A 15,749-nucleotide genomic window follows, 5' to 3' on the forward strand; every position below is an offset into this window, starting at 1 on the left:
AGTTCCTCCAACGCCCGCCGCCAATCAATCAGCGTCCCTGTCCATTCCGCGACAGACATTATGACCACTCCCTGCCAAACTAACCAAACCGGCAGAGAATCATCATTCAAATAAATATGCAACTGTAATACTAGAGCGTGATGAGATGAGCTGCGCTCATCATCCCGCTCCAGTCTCCGGTTTTTGCATGATCTTTTCCGAAAACCGGTTCCCCCTTTTCGGGATCATGCTCCAGGTTCTGAGGCTTCGGCCAGCGTCTTGTCGAGCTGCGAAATCAGCGCGAGCACCGTGTCGTTGATCGGCGTTTTGACCGAGACCATCTTGGCGAGGGCACAAACGGCCGCCGTGATCGGCACGAATTCCAGCCGTCGCCCAAGCTCGAGGTCCTGAAGCATCGACGTCTTCACCCGGCCAACGCCGCCGTTGGAGACGATGCGCTCCTCGGCCGACCCGTCGACATGCGCGCCGAGCGCTTCGGCCACGGCCCGCACCTCGTGCATGATCTCGCGCGCAACGTCGACCATCGTCGGTCGCAGCAACTCGTCCATGGTCGAGCGGGTCAGCGCGCTCAGCGGGTTGAAAGAGGCGTTGCCCTGCAGTTTCGTCCAAATCGTATCTCGGATGCGCGGGCTGGCCGTGACGGTCCATCCGGCGCTGCCGACCAGATCGACGATCGCGGCGAGATCCCCTGTCATTGCTCCAGACGGCTCGCCGAAGATGAAGCGGCCGATGCCCGCCAACTGGACAGTGCCGGGCGCGATCATCTGGGCGCCCTGATAGGCGACCCCCGCGATCACGCGCTCCGGGCCGATCGTCTCCCAGAGACGGCCGTCAGGGTCGAGCATCTCGATCGGCCGGTCTTCGAAGCCGCTGTCGCGATCGCCGTGGAAATACCACCACGGGATACCGTTCTGGATCAGAACGAGCCTCGTCTTCGGCCCGAGCAGCGAAACGATATCGTCGCAGGCGGCGGACAACTGATGGCCTTTCAGCGTGACGAAGACGAGATCCTGGGGACCGAGTTCGGACGCATGTTCGACGGCATGCGGCCGCGCCATCATCGCATCCGGCGGGTCTCCGACCTCGATACGCAGCCCGCGCTCGCGGATCGCGGCAAGATGGGCGCCGCGCGCGACGACAGAGACGTTCGGCCGTTGCGAATCATCCAGATGCATGAGGCGGACGGCCAGGGCACCGCCGATCGCGCCGGCGCCGAAGATGCAGATGTTTTGCTGGGGCAAGGCGAAAGGCCTGTTCTGATGGCGATGGCAGTGCCGCCATTCTTTCAGGCAAGCGGCGGCCGGATCAAGTCCACATCGGCTCGCTGCGCAATTTCGATTTCAGTCAGGGCGAAACGGGCCGCCACCCGAATGTCGAGGGCGGCCCGAAGGATCATCGATTGTCGCTCTGGGAACGCACCGCCTCGCGGCCTCGCCGGTTGATCCGGTAAGGCTGGGAGGATCGCGATTCGATCAGGCGCTTGCGCCTGAGCCTGGAGAAGACGTCGGGCGTGCAGTCGAGCAGCCGGTAGCCGTCTCGGGTGTAGCACTCGATGTCGGTGATCTTGCCGTTGTCGCGGCGCTCGTAGCGGATGAAGCCGCCCTTGGCGAGCACGTGCAATACGCGCTGCTCGCCTCGCGAGATGTTCATGGATTTGGGACCTGTCGTGGAAACCGGGGCGAGCGTCGCCAGCGGCCCCGACTCCTCGTCGGCTCCGGCAAACGCTTCGAGCGGTCTCGTCAAACCGAGACGCTCAGCGGGTTCCCACAATCCCTGACATCAACGTTCCCAAGATGGGTGAGGCGCCCCAGCGTCTAGGCTGATCGCTCGCTCTTGGCAAGATCGAGCTTCGCGGCCTCGACCTCCATTACGGCCATCGCGTAGCCGACCAGAAGACGCGCATCGAGCAGCAATGCTTCGGCTGCGCCGACCCGGCCGCTCGGGGCGGCATATCGCCGGGCAAAGCCCTCCACGATCGAGGCGAAGAATCGATCCGGCCAATCCCGGATCCCTGTGGAGGAATTGTTCTCCTCGATCTCGAGCCATTCCCGTCGGCCGTCGATGGCCAGGGGAACCTTGATATGAACCGTCTTCTTGTCCGGAACGGCGGTCATGTCCTCGGCGTGATGGAGGAGCGTGACGGCGTCCCGATCCGATCCGATCAGCAGAACCTTGCCACCCGCCTGGACGAGCTTATGCAGCGGCGATCCGGCGCCCGCGCCATAGTTCAGCGGATGATCGTCGGTCAGCCACGCGGCGCGGTCGCCGTTGGCGGCCATCCGCCAGCCGACATGGTGGCTGCAAACCGTGCCCGGATATCGCCGAAACAACTCGGCGAGGGCGCCGTGATCCGGGCAGGCTCGCGCCGTCGCGGGATCGAAGGCGGGGCAGTTCCGCAGAATTCGCTTCTCTTCGTCAAGGCTCCAGCGGCCGCGTCCGATCTCGTCGAACGGGCTCTCGCATCCGGCATACATCATCATCGCCCCGTCCGGTGCGATGGCGTCGAGAATGGCCTGGATCAAATCGTCGGCCGTTCCGTGCCCGCGTCCGAATGCGCGTAGCGAGGCATGGACCATGACGATGTCGCTCGCCTGAAGTCCGAGATCGATCAACTGCCGTCTCAAGCGGTCGGGCATCGCCGCGTTCCTTTATGCCGCTGTGGGGTGGGACGGGTTTGCCGCTCGGGCGCCGGGCATCGTGCCGGCACCCTTGTGGCGAGACGTCAGGCCCCGAACAGCTCGCCGAAGGCCTGCTCGCCCTTCGCGTTGAAGGCGATGACGCGGCCTTCGCCGCGCTGCGCCCAGCCCTGGGCGAGTGTCCAGTCCAGCAGTCCGGCGCCCAGTGCGCCGCCCAGATGGCTGCGCCGTTCGCTCCAGTCGAGACAGCGGCGGCAGAGCGGGCGGCGTCCCCTGGCCATAGTCTCGATGTCGAAGCCAAGTTCCGCGAAGAAGCCGCGCCCGTCGTCGGTGAGGACGGGATCCGGCCCGTCCGACAGCACGCCCTTGGCCATCAGCCCGTCCATCATGGCCACACCCCGGGTGCCGGCGAGGTGGTCGTAACAGACGCGCGCGGTGCGCATTGCCTCGTCGCGCGGCCCGGTGCGAACCCGAGCGGCGCCAGTGCGCTGCGCCAGCCCCGTCAGACCTTCGAGCACTTCGGCGACGTCGGAATCGGACAGCCTGAAATAGCGATGGCGTCCCTGCTTGATGGCGGCGAGCAAACCCGCCCCTTCGAGCTTGGCGAGATGGCCGCTGGCGGTCGGCAGCGTTACCCCGGCGGCCTCCGCCAGTTCGCTCACGGTGAGCGCCCGGCCGTCCAATAGCGCTGTCAACATGTTGGCGCGGGCCGGGTCGCCGATCAGCGCGGCGACGGCCGCAATCGAAGGTCCATCCTTCATCGTTCGACGTCCTCTGCAATCACACTTCGATCATAGCCGAACCATCGACGTCAAGCAACGTGCTAGCGATCGACCGTTGCAACGGAGATGCAGACGATGACGGATGGATGGACGCGAGATCGGATAGCGAATGCCGATGGATCGGCTCGACGAGCCGTTCTGCCGGGCGCGGCGCGGACACGACTCCACTGGATATGGGCGTGGCTTGGCCGGCAGCGCCGGCTGCGCCGATCGCGACGCGCGCTGCTAGATCTATCGGACCATCAGCTGCGCGACATCGGCCTCACGCGAGCCGAAGCCCGAAAGGAGGGGCGCCGGTCCTTCCATCTGGACTGAATCGGTGAAGTTCAGCCGGCGCGTCGGCGGGTCAGCAGCAGAGTGGGCTCGCCCTTGAACTCGACCGTCTGGTCTTCGCCATAGCCGAACTTGCGCGCCAGGCGCAGCGAGGCAGCGTTGGCCGGGGCGATGAGGCAGACGGATTGTTCATGCTCGGTCTTGCCGTCGAGCCAGGCGAGGGCGGCGCCGAGGGCTTCGCTGGCGAAGCCTTTTGGCCGTGAGCCCACGAGGCCAGCACCCAGCCCGCTTCGGGAATGCCGCGGATGGACGGCTCGACCGGCCGGTGAAAATCGGCAAACCCGACGTCGCCGACGAAGCGTCCGCTGGCCTTTTCCGTAACCGCCCAATTGCCGAAGCCGAGCAGCGGCCACAATCCGCGATAGCGCAGCAGGCGCATCCAGGTGTCCTGGTCCGAGGAGGGCTGGCTCGAAATGTAGCGCATCACGTTCGGATCGCGCCACATCTCGACCAGTGCCTCGAAATCCTCGATCCGATGGGCATCGAGCACCAACCGTTCAGTCTCCAGATGGATAGCCTCTGTCGGACCCGGAATGGTGTCGCTCCCGTTCATGCGCCTGCCGGTTCTCAGAGACCGCGAAGCAGGGCAGGCGTCGGCCAGCCGTCGGCCGGCAGCCCGAGCCGGATCTGCTCCTGGCGCACCGCATCGCGCGTCTTTTCGCCCAGAATGCCGTCGACGTCGCCCACGTCATAGCCACGCGACGCCAGGCGCTGCTGGAGCTGCTTCATCTGATCGCCCGACAGACCCTGTTCCGGATTACCCCAGGTGACCGCCGGGGCGCCATCCAGCCGGGTGGCGAAATAGGCGGCGGTCAGCGAATAGACCAGCGACTTGTTCCATTCCAGATAGACGTCGAAATTCGGATAGGCGAGGAAGGCGGGCCCCCCGCGACCCATCGGCAGAACGAGCGCGGCCGGCATGGCGTCGTTCGGCAGCGGCGAGCCGTTGGCCTTGGTCACGCCGAGCGCGGCGAAGGCCGAGCGGGGTTCCTTGGAGACGAGCGCGGCGCGCTCCCACGGAAAGTTCGAAGGCACCCGCACTTCTTCCAGCCAGGGTTCGCCCGGCCGCCAGCCGAGGGAGCGGATGAACTTGCCAGTCGTGGCCAGCACGTCCTGTACGTCGTTCCTGAGATCGACGCGGCCGTTGCCGTTGGCGTCCGTGCCATAGGCCAGATAGTCCTCGGGCAGGAGCTGCGTCTGGCCGATCTCGCCGGCCCAGGCGCCCTTCATCTCGGAAGGCGGCAGGTCCCCTCGCGCATAGAGCTTGATCGCGGCGATCAGATGCGGCCGGAAGATCTCCGGGCGCCGGCAGTCGTGCGCCAAGGTCGCGAGCGCCGGCAGAGTGTCGAAGTCGCCGAGCACGGCGCCGAAATCGGTTTCCAGACCCCAAAAGGCGGTGATGACGGGGCCGGGCACGCCGGTCTCCGCCTCCACCTGGCTGAAGGTGCTGGCATACTTCTGCAGCATCTGCTTACCGCGCGTCAGCCGGTTGCCCGAGACCATCCGGCTGGAAAACTCCTTCCAGGTCTGGGTGAACACCCCCTGGCTGCGATCGCGCGACAAGACCTTCTGGTCGAGATGCATGCGCGACAGCGCTTCCGTCACCTTGGCCTCGGGCACGCCGTTGACCTCGGCTTCCGCGCCCACGCCTTGCAGAAACAGGTTGAAATCGCCGCCGCATTGCACGGGTTGGGCCGCGGCCACGGACGCGGATCCCATGAAAGCGGCGAGGGCGGCGGCAAGGCGCAGAGCGGTCATTGGGAGCTTCAATCCTTGGTTCGAACGGCACGACCGCGCTGATGAGGTGATAGTGCGGCAATTTGAAGATGTCGCCCGACGTTAACGGGCCTGTTCACGGCGCGGCAACGCCAAAATATGGCGGAACGCGCAGACGGACAGAGCCGGCTATACGGGTGCGACGACACGGATCGGGTCGTTTCTTCCCGTCCGACGACGCTAAAGGGCGAGGCGGGCGCCACCGCCGTTTGCCAGCAGGGCACGAAACTCCTCCGCCTCGATCGGTCGGCTCATCAGAAACCCCTGCAACTCGTCACAGCCGAGATCGACCAGACGGTTGCGCTGAGCTAGGCTTTCCACGCCTTCCGCTGTGACCTGGATGTTCATGGCACGGGCCAATCCGACGATCGCCTCGACGATGCTGTCGATGTCGTCGTTCGCGCCCAACTGGCGGACGAACGACCGGTCGATCTTCAGCTTGTCGATGCCATAGGTTCGAAGATAGCTGATAGAGGAATAGCCGGTACCGAAATCGTCTAGCGCCACGCGAATGCCGCTTTTTCGCAGCTCGCGAAGGCAGGTCTGAACCACGGGCGAATTCTGCAACAGCAGGCCCTCGGTGATTTCGATCTGGATCCGCCCGGCCTCGATGCCGTGCTTTTCGATCGTGGCCATGACCTTGTCGCACAAGCGACCGTCGCGGAACTGCAGGGGGGACACGTTGACGGCGATCCAGGGCACGTCCGATGCCGCGGCCATTTCGCAAGCCCTGCCCAACACCCATAGTCCGAGCGGATCGATCAATCCCCTGTCTTCGGCGACGGCGACGATGGCTTCAGGCCCCAGCGCGCCATGAATCGGATGACCCCAGCGTAGCAGTCCTTCCGCCCCGATCAGCCTTCCGGAGAGCCCGCAATAGATCGGCTGATAGACGAGACGCAGCCCTTGGTCGACAGGTGAGGGTGACTGCAAGGCCGACCGCAGATCCCGCTCGATCTTCCGACGTTGCCGGACGATCTCGTTCATGTCGCTGAAGAAAAGCTGGAAGCGTCCGCGGCCGTTTTCCTTCGCCTGATACAGCGCGATGTCGGCCTTGCGCATCATCTCCTCCGGCGTGTCGGAGGGCAACGACACGGCGATACCGACGCTGGCGCCGATGGTGGCCTCGTCGCCCAAAAGGTCGAAGGGCTTGTCCAGCGCCTCGATGATCCGCGCGGCGAGCTGTTCGGCCGCCGTGTCGCTCACGTCGTCGACCTGAATCACGGCGAACTCGTCGCCGCCGAGACGAGCCACGGTGTCGACCTCCCGCACGAGAGCGGTCAGCCGTTGCGACACCTGGACCAGCAAACGATCGCCCGCCGGATGGCCGAGCGTGTCGTTGACGTGCTTGAACCGGTCGAGATCGACATAATGCAGCGCGATCGCTCCGCCCGAGCGTTTGCCTCGAGCGAGCGCCTGCGAGATGCGGTCCTCGAAAAGAGCGCGATTGGGAATGTTGGTCAGGGCGTCGTGAAAGGCGATGTGCTTGGCATGGGCCTCGCTGACCTCGAGGGAGCTCGACGTCCGATGAAGTTTGTCGAGCAACAGCAAAACCACCAGCACCAAGGCGCCCAGGACCGCGGAGGCCGCTGGAGCGATATGCCGAATAAGGTCGGAAGCTGGTCTGTGTGGCTCCCAATTGAGGTATCCGACGACCTGTCCCGCTCCGTTTAGAACGGGCAGATGGGCGTCGGTCGTCGACAATTCTTTGTCGGCAAAGACGAGACGTTGCAACCCAAACCGCTCGACGAGTTCCGCGGTCATATCGCCGTCGATGGTCGCCGCGACGATATGGACGAATTCGGTGCCGGGCTGCTGTGCCGGGTCTCCCGCTTCGGGGACGAGCGGTCGGACGCTGACTATGGCGACACGGCCATCGGCAAAGGTGACGTAGTCCTGTACGCCCATCTCGGTGATGGCTTCGGTCGAATTCGCCGCTTCGGCCATGCGCGCGCGCAGCCTGTTCACCAGCGGGGCCAGGGCCGGTTCATCCTCTTGGTAGGTCACATCGGCTGCCGGTTTGCCGTCACGGGCCGCCCGGACCGGACGGTCGGCCGCATCGAGCAGGTAGACGCGCTCGAAGCCGTAGTAGGAGCCCAGCCATTGGACGAGATTGTCATCGAGCCATTCGCCGTTGCCGGCGCGCGCCTCAAGGACGGCTTCGCTCCAGATGGTCGAAGTGGCCTGTGCCCGCGGGATACGGGCTTCAAGGTCGTCGAGACCCGATTGGACGAGCCGCTTTTCGAATTCCAACGCGTTGCCATCGATGGTCTGAACGCCCCACCATCCGAATACGAGAACGAACCCAAACGCCATCAATGCCGCCGCGCCCGCGATCCAGGCGGCCTGCTGAGAGATTGAGTTAAGGGCTTTCTTCGTTTGGGACATGAAATTCTCCACTGCTTCCACAATAGAGAATCCATCACCAACAAAGGCTTACGCCGAATCCGGAAAGTGTTGAGGGGAACCGGTCACGACCTCGCCCGCTGCGCTTTGAGCCACTTCTCCCAGTCGCTCTTCGAGCCGGCGAAGACGTTGCGGTCGACCTCGCCTGCGACACCGGGCACCGTTCCCGTGCCGGTCCACTGCCAGAACCGGAAGCTGCGGTTCTCATAGACGTTGAGGGGATGGTCGGCGACTGCCCTCAGCCAGAACTCGTGGCGTGGAAAGGCGCCGACGAGGCGTTCGCGATGAACGTCGATCGGCACGTAGATGATCGGCTTGACGCCGTAGTAATCTTCGAGCGCGTCGAGAAAATCGGACATTTCCTTGACCAGTTCGTCGCGCGGCGGCCGGCGCGTGCAGGTCGGAGAATCCGGCGTCCATTCCACGTCGAGCACGGGGGGCAGGGCGTCCTCGTCCTTCGGCACATTGCGGATGAACCAGCGCGCCTGCTCGATGCCCGGACGGCAGAGATAGAAAAAATGATAGGCGCCGCGCGCGATGCCGGCCTTTTTGGCACCGGCCCAGTTTTCGGCGAAACGATCGTCGACACGGTCGCCCCCCTCGGTCGCCTTGAGGTAAGCGAAGGTGACGCCCGCGCGCTTGGCTGCGCTCCAGTCGATCGGACCCTGATATTTGGCGACGTCGATGCCGTGGACCGGATAGTCGTAGACCGAGGCCGAATGGAATTCGGACAGGCCGAGCGTGTCCGCATCGAAGGATGCACTGGTGCAGCCGGCCAGTCCAACGGCGATCGCCGTCGCGAGCCCGGCGATCCACCCGCGAAGACGGCGCTGCGTCCGAGACCGCGCGAGCGGCGGCGCAGAAGTGGTCGTGCGGCGGGCCGAGATCGGCATCATGATCGAGTGCGCACTCCTTGAGCGTGAGCCGCGAACGGCTGGCGAGGCCGTCAGGCTGTCCGCGATAGGGTTAAGGATCGATGAATCCCCTCATCCGATGCGTCAGATTGCGGTCGTGCGATGGCGATCTTGTGGCCGACCTTGCGCGAAACCGGACACAATGCCGCGGTCCTGGGCCGCGTTCGGGGCGCACCCTTCATGAGACGTCCGCTGGTGCCAGTTGATGGAGCAGGGCGCCTTCGTTCCATTCGCCCCATCGGTCCGCGATCCGACCATCGTCGATGCGGATGATCTCGATTCCGGTAAACCGGATCACTCGACCGCTGGGCGCGAACCCCATGAAGGGGCCGGCGTGGCGACCGAGCGCCGTCCATCGTAGGGCGACGAGTTGGCGCTCTTCGTCCACCATCATGACGTCGATCGAGGCGCAAAAATCCGGAAAGGCGGCGTAAAGAGACTCGAGCCCCGCCTTGAAACCGTCACGGTCGTTCGCACGGTTGGCGGAATCGTGATCGATGAAGTCGGGCGCGTGGAGGTCGTCGAAGGCATCGAGGAGGGATGTGCCCTGCCAAAGGCTTATCCAGCGTGCGGCGATTGACTCTAGGGCCGACCTGTCCATCTTCCGATCCTCCCGCGCCGCGCGGCTCTTGCTCCAGTGGGGCGCGATCCCACCTGTGGTATCGTTTCCCCGCTTGCCCTACGAAGCAAGTCTTGAAAAAAGGCGATGCCCGAAGCTTGGCTCGTCATGAGCCGGCGGACCGGCGCATCTGTTCGCCATCTCTGGAGGATGTCATGGAGGCTCTTGCCAGGCTCGCCGAAGTTCTGCGCGACCTTCACGGGCAAGGACGGGAAACGCTGGGCGCGGTCGTCGAAGCCGTGCGCTCCGCCTTTTCCGGCGACCGTGAAACCCGGCGCCGCGTCGCCTTTTCGATCGCCATGATCGCGCTCTCCGCCAAGATGGCGAAGGCCGATGGCGTGGTCACGCCCGCCGAGGTCATGGCGTTTCAGCAGATCTTCTCGATCCCCGCCGACGAGATGCGCAACGTCTTCCGGCTCTACGACCTTGCCAAGCAGGACACGGCGGGCTTCGAAGCCTATGCCGGCCGGGTGGCCTCGCTCTGCCAGGACTGCGGCGGCGACTGCACGCTGTTGGGCGACGTGCTCGACGGGCTGTTCCACATCGCCAAGGCGGACGGCCTGGTGCACGAGCGCGAGATCGCCTTTCTGGCCCGCATCGCCGAGATCTTCGGCCTCGACGAGGACGCGTTCGAGCAGATCAGGCTGCGCCATACGGCCGGAGACGGCCAGGCCTACGCCATTCTCGGCGTCGACCCGCGCGACCCGCCCGACGCGATCCGCCGGCGCTATCTGGAACTGGTGCGCGAAAACCATCCGGATCGGCTCGTCGCACGCGGCGTGCCGAAGGAGTTTCTGGCGATCGCCACGGAGCGCATGAAGGCCATCAACCATGCCTACGACACGGTTGCCAAGGCCGCTGCCGTATGAGACCCGACAGCCCGCTGGTGACGGAGATCGTCGCTTCGCCCAACCACGGCGAACGGCGCGGCGCGGCGCGGCCGGATATGATCCTGTTGCATTACACCGGCATGGCGAGCGCCGCGGTGGCGATCGATCGCTTGTGCGATCCCGCCGCCGAAGTGTCCTGCCATTATCTCGTGCACGAGGATGGCGGCATTCTCCAGCTGGTGCGAGAGGAGCGGCGGGCTTGGCACGCCGGAGCCGGCACGTGGCGCGGGCGCGCCGACATCAACTCCCGCTCGATCGGCATCGAGATCGTCAATCCGGGGCACGGCGCGGACTATCGCGGCTTTCCGCCGGCACAGATCGCGGCGGTGGCCGCGCTTTGTCGGGAATGCGGCGAACGCTGGTCGATTGCGGCCGAGAACGTGCTCGCCCACTCCGACGTGGCGCCGGCCCGCAAGAAAGACCCTGGCGAACTGTTTCCCTGGGAGGACCTTCACCGTGCCGGTGTCGGTCATTGGGTCAGGCCCGAGCCGCTGGGGGACGGCCGGTTCTTCGGCCTGGGCGATGCCGGGCTGCCGGTCGAGGCTTTCCAGTCGATGCTGGCGGCCTATGGCTACGATGTCGAGATCGGCGGCGCTTTCGACGAGGCCACGCGGGATGTCACGATCGCCTTCCAGCGGCATTTCCGGCCCGCGCGCGTGGATGGCGTAGCGGATGCCTCCACCGTCACCACGCTGCATCACCTGCTGGCGGCGCTGCCGCAATCGCCGTTCGGCGACGGATAGCGCGGGCGGACGGTCATTTCGCTTGACAGCGAAGGCGGCCTTCGTCACTTGACGGGCGCCAGCCGGCCGGGCGGCCGCTCCTGTCCAATGTCGAAAGACGGCAGGGGAGGAAAGTCCGGGCTCCACGGAGACACGGTGCCGGGTAACGCCCGGCGGGGGCGACCCCAGGGAAAGTGCCACAGAGAACAGACCGCCCCGCCTATCCTGCGGCTCTCCGCTCAAGCGGTACGAAGGCCGAGCCGCAGCATTGGCGGGGTGAGGGTGAAACGGTGGGGTAAGAGCCCACCGCGCGACTGGCGACAGGAGCGGCACGGCAAACCCCACCGGGAGCAAGACCGAATAGGGACGACGCGGCGGCTTCGGCCGCCAGCCTGCCTCCGGGCCGGTCGTCCGGGTAGGTTGCTCGAGGCGTCGCGCAAGCGGCGTCCCAGATGAATGGCCGCCGGGCAGCCTGAGGGCTGCACCACAGAACCCGGCTTATAGGCCGGCTGGTACTCACCTCCTTCGCAAGACGGCGACAGTGGCCAAGCCCAATCCGTGGGATGGCATGGGAGAATCGTTAGTCGCGACGAAATAGCCGCGAGCAAGACTTTCAGTCGAACTGATCGATTTCCTTTAATAGCCGATAATCAAAAGATTTTTGCTGTCTGGAGAGCGACTTTCACCGTCCTGCAACAGGGGTTTGTGACGGTCCCGTGCCGACCTCGCGTCCACTCCTGGTATAACCCGAAAAGTGCAATTTTAAGAGTGCGTTAAGACTGACAAATTATAAATGGAATGAGATGTTGCTTGCCGAGCCGTGGGGGCTCCTCCCATTGACGCCCATAGTCGCCCATGCTATCCCTTCGCCACGATCAGCGAGGCCAAATCGGCTTCTTCCGAGAACAGATTGGCGCACCCTCGGCGGATTCGAGGGCGGTAGGGCGCACATTGATGTGGACGCCTCATGGGTACGCGTGTGTCACCATTTTGCCGGCCGAGCGGGGGTGTTGATGAGGCGGAGTCTGTTCGCGCGATCGGGCGCTCCGTTTGATGCGCCGGTTTCTCTCCAGCATCGTCAACAATGTCGACTCCAAGGGGCGGGTTTCCGTACCCGCGCCCTTCCGGCAGGTGCTGGCGGCACGCGACATCACCGATCTCTATGCGCTGCAGTCGATCGTACATCCGGCGATCGATGTGGGTGGCGACGACCTTCTCACGCAGTACGAGCGTTGGATGGAGGAAGAGGCGCCGTTCAGTCAGGCCTACGACGACCTGTCGCTCCTGGCCTATGGCGACGGCACCTATCTGAAGTTCGACCCGGAAGGCCGGATCACTGTGAACGATTTCATCCGGGCCCACACGGGCATTACAGATCGCGTCCTCTTTGTCGGGCGCCGGGACTACTTCCAGCTTTGGGAGCCGTCCCGCTTCGAGGCCTACAGGGCAGAAATGCGGCAGCGCATGATTGCGCGGCAGTCCTCCCGAGGCGTGTCTCAGAGTACACCGGAATGATGGCGGGCAACGGCGGAAACGAGGCTTCCGCCGGTGGCGGACCGGTCCGTCACATTCCGGTGCTTTTGCCTGCGGTGCTTGAAGTCCTGGCGCCAGCGTCCGGCCAGTTCATCGTCGACGGCACGTTTGGGGGCGGCGGCTATAGCGGCGCCTTTCTGGCGGCGGGGGCCGAGGTTCTGGCCATCGATCGCGATCCCACGGCCATTGAGGCCGCCGGTCCGCTCGTCGAGGCCTCGAACGGCCGGCTGCGGCTGGTCGAAGGGCGTTTCGGCGACCTTGACCGCCACGTCGAGGACACTGTCGGCCATCTCGTCGATGGCGTGGTTTTCGATATCGGCGTTTCCTCCATGCAGATCGACCAGGCCGAGCGCGGCTTCTCCTTTCAGAAGGACGGACCGCTCGACATGCGCATGGGACGGCTTGGGCCGAGCGCTGCCGACGTCGTCAATCATCTGAAGGTCGGAGACCTCGCGCGCGTTCTGTCCTTTCTGGGCGAGGAGCGCCAGGCCGGGCGTATCGCTAGGGCCATCGAGGCCCGCCGTTCCGAACGGCCGTTCGAGCGCACCCTCGACCTGGCCCAACTCGTCGGCAAGGTCCTGGGCCGCTCGCCCAAGGACCGCATCGACCCGGCGACGCGGACGTTTCAGGCGCTGCGCATCTACGTCAACGACGAACTGGGCGAACTCGTTCGCGCGCTGGCCGCCGCAGAGCGCGTGCTCAAGCCGGGCGGCCGCCTCGTCGTGGTGACCTTCCATTCGCTGGAAGACCGGATCGTCAAGCGCTTCTTCCGCGATCGCTCGGGCGCCGGCGGCGGCTCGCGTCATCTTCCGGAAGTCTCGCCGCATCCTGCAACCTTCGAGGCCAGCCACAAGGCGTTTTCCGCCTCGACCGAAGAGAGCGAAGTCAATCCGCGTGCCCGCTCCGCCAAGCTGCGCTGGGGAACGCGCAGCCAGGCACCCGCGCGCGCCGATGCGCTCTCTTTCATCGACCTGCCGGCGCTTGCCGCACTGCCACATTCGGGGACCTGACAGCCATGCTGAGAACACTCGACATCGTCCTGATCGCCGTGATGATCTCGGCGGCGGCCTGGACCTACAAGATCAAGCACGAGGCCGAAGCGGTCGAGGAGCATCTCGACGCCGTCCAGCACCAGATCGGACAGGAACGCGACACGATCGCCCTCCTGGAGGCCGACTGGAGCCTGCTCAATCAGCCCGATCGGCTGCAGCGCCTGGTCGAAACCTATTCGGCCGATCTCGGTCTCGAACCAATGCGCCCCGACCAGATCGTCGAGCCGGATGAGCTTCCGGCACAGCCGATCAACCTCATTCCCAATCCCAATGACGTGCTCGGCGGCTATGCCGACAGTTCCGAGAGCGTGGTGCGATGATCAACTTCATCAAGCAGTGCCGTGAGAGCGGCGAGGAAGCCGAGACGCTGATGATGGCGACCCGCCGCAGCCGGAGTGGTCCGGCTACCGCGAAGAATCGCGGCCGCTTCGTCATTGCCGTCGGTCTTTTTTGTGCGGTCTATGCCGTCATCGGCGGCCGCATGGTCATGTGGGGCATGACGCCGGCCGGGGCCAGCGGCTACCGCGCCGCTCAGAGCCAGATGATGGCGGCGCGTCCCGATCTGCTCGATCGCAACGGAGAGGTTCTGGCGACCGACATCAAGACGGCGTCGCTGTATGCCGAGCCGCGCCGCATCGTCGATGCGGACGAGGCGACCGAGCTTCTGCGCACCGTGCTGCCCGACCTCGACGCCAAGATTCTGCACACCCGCCTCTCGGGCGATGCGGGCTTCGCCTGGTTGAAGCGCGAACTGACGCCGCGCCAGCAGCAGGACATCCTCGCGCTGGGCATTCCGGGCATCGGCTTCCGCACCGAGAAGAAGCGCTTTTATCCCGGCGGCTCTACCGCCGCTCATGTCGTTGGTTTCGTCAACGTCGACAACCAGGGCATCGCCGGCATGGAGAAGTACGTCGACGATGCCGGCTATAGCGCGTTGCGCAGCGCCGGCCTCAACGTCGACACGGACCTCGCGCCGGTCCAGCTGTCGCTCGACCTGCGGGTGCAGCATATCGTGCGTGACGAATTGGTCGCGGCGATACAACGCTATCGCGCGATCGCCGGGGGCGGCATCATTCTCGATGCCAAGACCGGCGAGGTCATCGCGATGTGCTCGCTACCGGACTTCGATTCCAACGATCCAGCGGATGCGCTGAAGCCGGAAAACATGAACAGAATGACGGCCGGTACCTACGAGATGGGATCGACCTTCAAGACCTTCACCACGGCGATGGCGCTCGATTCGGGTCTGTTCACGATGAACGATACCTTCGACGCCTCGCATCCGTTGCGCATCGATGGTTTCGCCATTCACGACTATGACCGTCATCCGCCGCGCATCTCTGTGCCGGAGGTCTTCATCTATTCGTCGAACATCGGCTCGGCGCTGGAGGCCGAGAAAGTCGGCATCGAGGGCCATAAGGCATTCCTGGAAAAACTCGGACTGCTGTCTCGCATGCACACCGAGCTGCCCGAGGTTGCCACGCCCGGCCAGCCAAAGGTGTGGAAGAAGATCAATTCGGTCACCATCGCCTTCGGTCATGGCGTAATGACGACGCCGCTGCAGACGGCGTCCGCGGCCGCCGCGATTCTGAACGGCGGTTATCTAGTCAACCCGACCTTCCTGCGGCGGACGCCGGAAGAAGCCGCGAAAATCGCCACACAGGTCGTCAGCAAGCGTACCAGCGACGAGTTGCGCTACCTGTATCGCCTCAACGTCGCCGATCAGCGCGGCACGGCGAACTTCGCCGATGTTCCGGGCTATAAGGTGGGGGCCAAGACGGGGACCTCTGAAAAGGTGGTCAACGGCCGGTATGACAGCAACAAGAGGCGCAACGCGTTTGTCGCTGGCTTTCCGATGGACGATCCTCAGTACATCGTACTGGTGTTGCTGGACGAGCCCAAGCCGGAACCTGGCAAATATTACGCGACGGCCGGTTGGAACGTGGCGCCCACGGCCGCGGCTATCATCCGCCGTGCCGCGCCGCTGCTCAAGGTCAAGCCGGACTTCGGCGACAGCGGAAAGTCCTTGCTCGTGTCCTATTAACGGCTAGAACGGGGCACAAAGAGCCGGCGCTGCGTCGCCGGC

Annotated in this window: 16 protein-coding genes, 1 other RNA gene and 1 pseudogene; 8 read left to right on the plus strand and 10 right to left on the minus strand. The window is 64.7% G+C overall.

The annotated features are described in order from the left end of the window. Positions 1–224: 224 nt before the first annotated feature. From SMD10_RS21355 to SMD10_RS21370, 4 genes are all read right to left on the minus strand, one after another. Positions 225–1,241 carry a ketopantoate reductase family protein gene (locus SMD10_RS21355; protein WP_331687771.1) on the minus strand — a complete coding sequence of 339 codons (1,017 nt, stop codon included), beginning with the start codon at positions 1,239–1,241 and terminating at the stop codon, positions 225–227. A gap of 151 nt (positions 1,242–1,392) precedes the next feature. Then, positions 1,393–1,743, minus strand: coding sequence for a YjhX family toxin (locus tag SMD10_RS21360; protein ID WP_432757294.1), 351 nt, complete (start codon positions 1,741–1,743; stop codon positions 1,393–1,395). A gap of 71 nt (positions 1,744–1,814) precedes the next feature. Next, positions 1,815–2,636 carry an AAC(3) family N-acetyltransferase gene (locus SMD10_RS21365; protein ID WP_331687772.1) on the minus strand — a complete coding sequence of 274 codons (822 nt, stop codon included), beginning with the start codon at positions 2,634–2,636 and terminating at the stop codon, positions 1,815–1,817. A gap of 86 nt (positions 2,637–2,722) precedes the next feature. Continuing rightward, the gene (locus SMD10_RS21370; RefSeq protein ID WP_331687773.1) at positions 2,723–3,397 is read right to left on the minus strand and encodes an ArsR/SmtB family transcription factor; all 675 of its coding nucleotides are present in this window, start codon (positions 3,395–3,397) and stop codon (positions 2,723–2,725) included. Between the two features lie 96 nt (positions 3,398–3,493). Between SMD10_RS21370 and SMD10_RS21375 the strand changes: the two genes are divergently transcribed. Beyond that, positions 3,494–3,733 carry a YjiS-like domain-containing protein gene (locus SMD10_RS21375; RefSeq protein WP_331687774.1) on the plus strand — a complete coding sequence of 80 codons (240 nt, stop codon included), beginning with the start codon at positions 3,494–3,496 and terminating at the stop codon, positions 3,731–3,733. 11 nt (positions 3,734–3,744) lie between these two features. Here the strand turns inward: SMD10_RS21375 and SMD10_RS21380 are convergent, their stop codons facing one another. From SMD10_RS21380 to SMD10_RS21405, 6 genes and pseudogenes are all read right to left on the minus strand, one after another. After that, positions 3,745–3,960: a GNAT family N-acetyltransferase gene (locus SMD10_RS21380; RefSeq protein WP_331687799.1), complete on the minus strand. Its 216-nt coding sequence runs from the start codon at positions 3,958–3,960 to the stop codon at positions 3,745–3,747. 44 nt (positions 3,961–4,004) lie between these two features. Then, positions 4,005–4,304: pseudogene (locus tag SMD10_RS21385) on the minus strand (GNAT family N-acetyltransferase); the annotation flags it as partial. 14 nt (positions 4,305–4,318) lie between these two features. Then, the gene (locus SMD10_RS21390) at positions 4,319–5,509 is read right to left on the minus strand and encodes a lytic murein transglycosylase (protein ID WP_331687775.1); all 1,191 of its coding nucleotides are present in this window, start codon (positions 5,507–5,509) and stop codon (positions 4,319–4,321) included. Positions 5,510–5,707: 198 nt separating this feature from the next. Next, positions 5,708–7,915 carry a putative bifunctional diguanylate cyclase/phosphodiesterase gene (locus SMD10_RS21395; protein ID WP_331687776.1) on the minus strand — a complete coding sequence of 736 codons (2,208 nt, stop codon included), beginning with the start codon at positions 7,913–7,915 and terminating at the stop codon, positions 5,708–5,710. Positions 7,916–7,998: 83 nt separating this feature from the next. Next, positions 7,999–8,829, minus strand: a complete 831-nt coding sequence (locus SMD10_RS21400) for a glycoside hydrolase family 25 protein (protein WP_331687777.1) — start codon at positions 8,827–8,829, stop codon at positions 7,999–8,001. Positions 8,830–9,025: 196 nt separating this feature from the next. Beyond that, positions 9,026–9,448, minus strand: coding sequence for an ester cyclase (locus SMD10_RS21405; RefSeq protein ID WP_331687778.1), 423 nt, complete (start codon positions 9,446–9,448; stop codon positions 9,026–9,028). 173 nt (positions 9,449–9,621) lie between these two features. Between SMD10_RS21405 and SMD10_RS21410 the strand changes: the two genes are divergently transcribed. From SMD10_RS21410 to SMD10_RS21440, 7 genes are all read left to right on the plus strand, one after another. Next, positions 9,622–10,335 carry a DnaJ family molecular chaperone gene (locus SMD10_RS21410; protein ID WP_331687779.1) on the plus strand — a complete coding sequence of 238 codons (714 nt, stop codon included), beginning with the start codon at positions 9,622–9,624 and terminating at the stop codon, positions 10,333–10,335. Next, complete coding sequence (locus tag SMD10_RS21415) at positions 10,332–11,099, plus strand: N-acetylmuramoyl-L-alanine amidase (RefSeq protein ID WP_331687780.1); 768 nt, start codon at positions 10,332–10,334, stop codon at positions 11,097–11,099. Before SMD10_RS21410 ends, SMD10_RS21415 begins: the two co-directional genes overlap by 4 nt. A 58-nt stretch (positions 11,100–11,157) precedes the next feature. Beyond that, an RNA gene (gene rnpB / locus SMD10_RS21420) (RNase P RNA component class A) lies at positions 11,158–11,595 on the plus strand. A gap of 536 nt (positions 11,596–12,131) precedes the next feature. Beyond that, entirely contained in the window at positions 12,132–12,593 is a 462-nt protein-coding gene (gene mraZ, locus SMD10_RS21425; protein WP_331687781.1) for a division/cell wall cluster transcriptional repressor MraZ, read from the plus strand. Beyond that, positions 12,590–13,621, plus strand: a complete 1,032-nt coding sequence (rsmH, locus tag SMD10_RS21430) for a 16S rRNA (cytosine(1402)-N(4))-methyltransferase RsmH (RefSeq protein ID WP_331687782.1) — start codon at positions 12,590–12,592, stop codon at positions 13,619–13,621. The genes mraZ and rsmH overlap by 4 nt, the downstream gene beginning before the upstream one ends. A 5-nt stretch (positions 13,622–13,626) precedes the next feature. Next, complete coding sequence (gene ftsL / locus SMD10_RS21435) at positions 13,627–13,983, plus strand: cell division protein FtsL (protein WP_331687783.1); 357 nt, start codon at positions 13,627–13,629, stop codon at positions 13,981–13,983. Further along, complete coding sequence (locus SMD10_RS21440; protein WP_432757295.1) at positions 13,980–15,707, plus strand: peptidoglycan D,D-transpeptidase FtsI family protein; 1,728 nt, start codon at positions 13,980–13,982, stop codon at positions 15,705–15,707. Before ftsL ends, SMD10_RS21440 begins: the two co-directional genes overlap by 4 nt. Positions 15,708–15,749 lie beyond the last annotated feature (42 nt).

The organism is Consotaella aegiceratis (assembly GCF_036541425.1).
GTDB lineage: Bacteria > Pseudomonadota > Alphaproteobacteria > Rhizobiales > Rhizobiaceae > Consotaella > Consotaella aegiceratis.

Bases quoted from the DNA above. Each gene is read 5' to 3' on its own strand.
- SMD10_RS21365 (WP_331687772.1), bottom strand. From the start codon at position 2,636: ATGCCCGACCGCTTGAGACGGCAGTTGATCGATCTCGGACTTCAGGCG.
- SMD10_RS21370 (WP_331687773.1), bottom strand. From the start codon at position 3,397: ATGAAGGATGGACCTTCGATTGCGGCCGTCGCCGCGCTGATCGGCGAC.
- SMD10_RS21375 (WP_331687774.1), top strand. From the start codon at position 3,494: ATGACGGATGGATGGACGCGAGATCGGATAGCGAATGCCGATGGATCG.
- SMD10_RS21390 (WP_331687775.1), bottom strand. From the start codon at position 5,509: ATGACCGCTCTGCGCCTTGCCGCCGCCCTCGCCGCTTTCATGGGATCC.
- SMD10_RS21395 (WP_331687776.1), bottom strand. From the start codon at position 7,915: ATGTCCCAAACGAAGAAAGCCCTTAACTCAATCTCTCAGCAGGCCGCC.
- SMD10_RS21400 (WP_331687777.1), bottom strand. From the start codon at position 8,829: ATGATGCCGATCTCGGCCCGCCGCACGACCACTTCTGCGCCGCCGCTC.
- SMD10_RS21405 (WP_331687778.1), bottom strand. From the start codon at position 9,448: ATGGACAGGTCGGCCCTAGAGTCAATCGCCGCACGCTGGATAAGCCTT.
- SMD10_RS21410 (WP_331687779.1), top strand. From the start codon at position 9,622: ATGGAGGCTCTTGCCAGGCTCGCCGAAGTTCTGCGCGACCTTCACGGG.
- SMD10_RS21415 (WP_331687780.1), top strand. From the start codon at position 10,332: ATGAGACCCGACAGCCCGCTGGTGACGGAGATCGTCGCTTCGCCCAAC.
- mraZ (WP_331687781.1), top strand. From the start codon at position 12,132: ATGCGCCGGTTTCTCTCCAGCATCGTCAACAATGTCGACTCCAAGGGG.
- rsmH (WP_331687782.1), top strand. From the start codon at position 12,590: ATGATGGCGGGCAACGGCGGAAACGAGGCTTCCGCCGGTGGCGGACCG.
- ftsL (WP_331687783.1), top strand. From the start codon at position 13,627: ATGCTGAGAACACTCGACATCGTCCTGATCGCCGTGATGATCTCGGCG.
- SMD10_RS21440 (WP_432757295.1), top strand. From the start codon at position 13,980: ATGATCAACTTCATCAAGCAGTGCCGTGAGAGCGGCGAGGAAGCCGAG.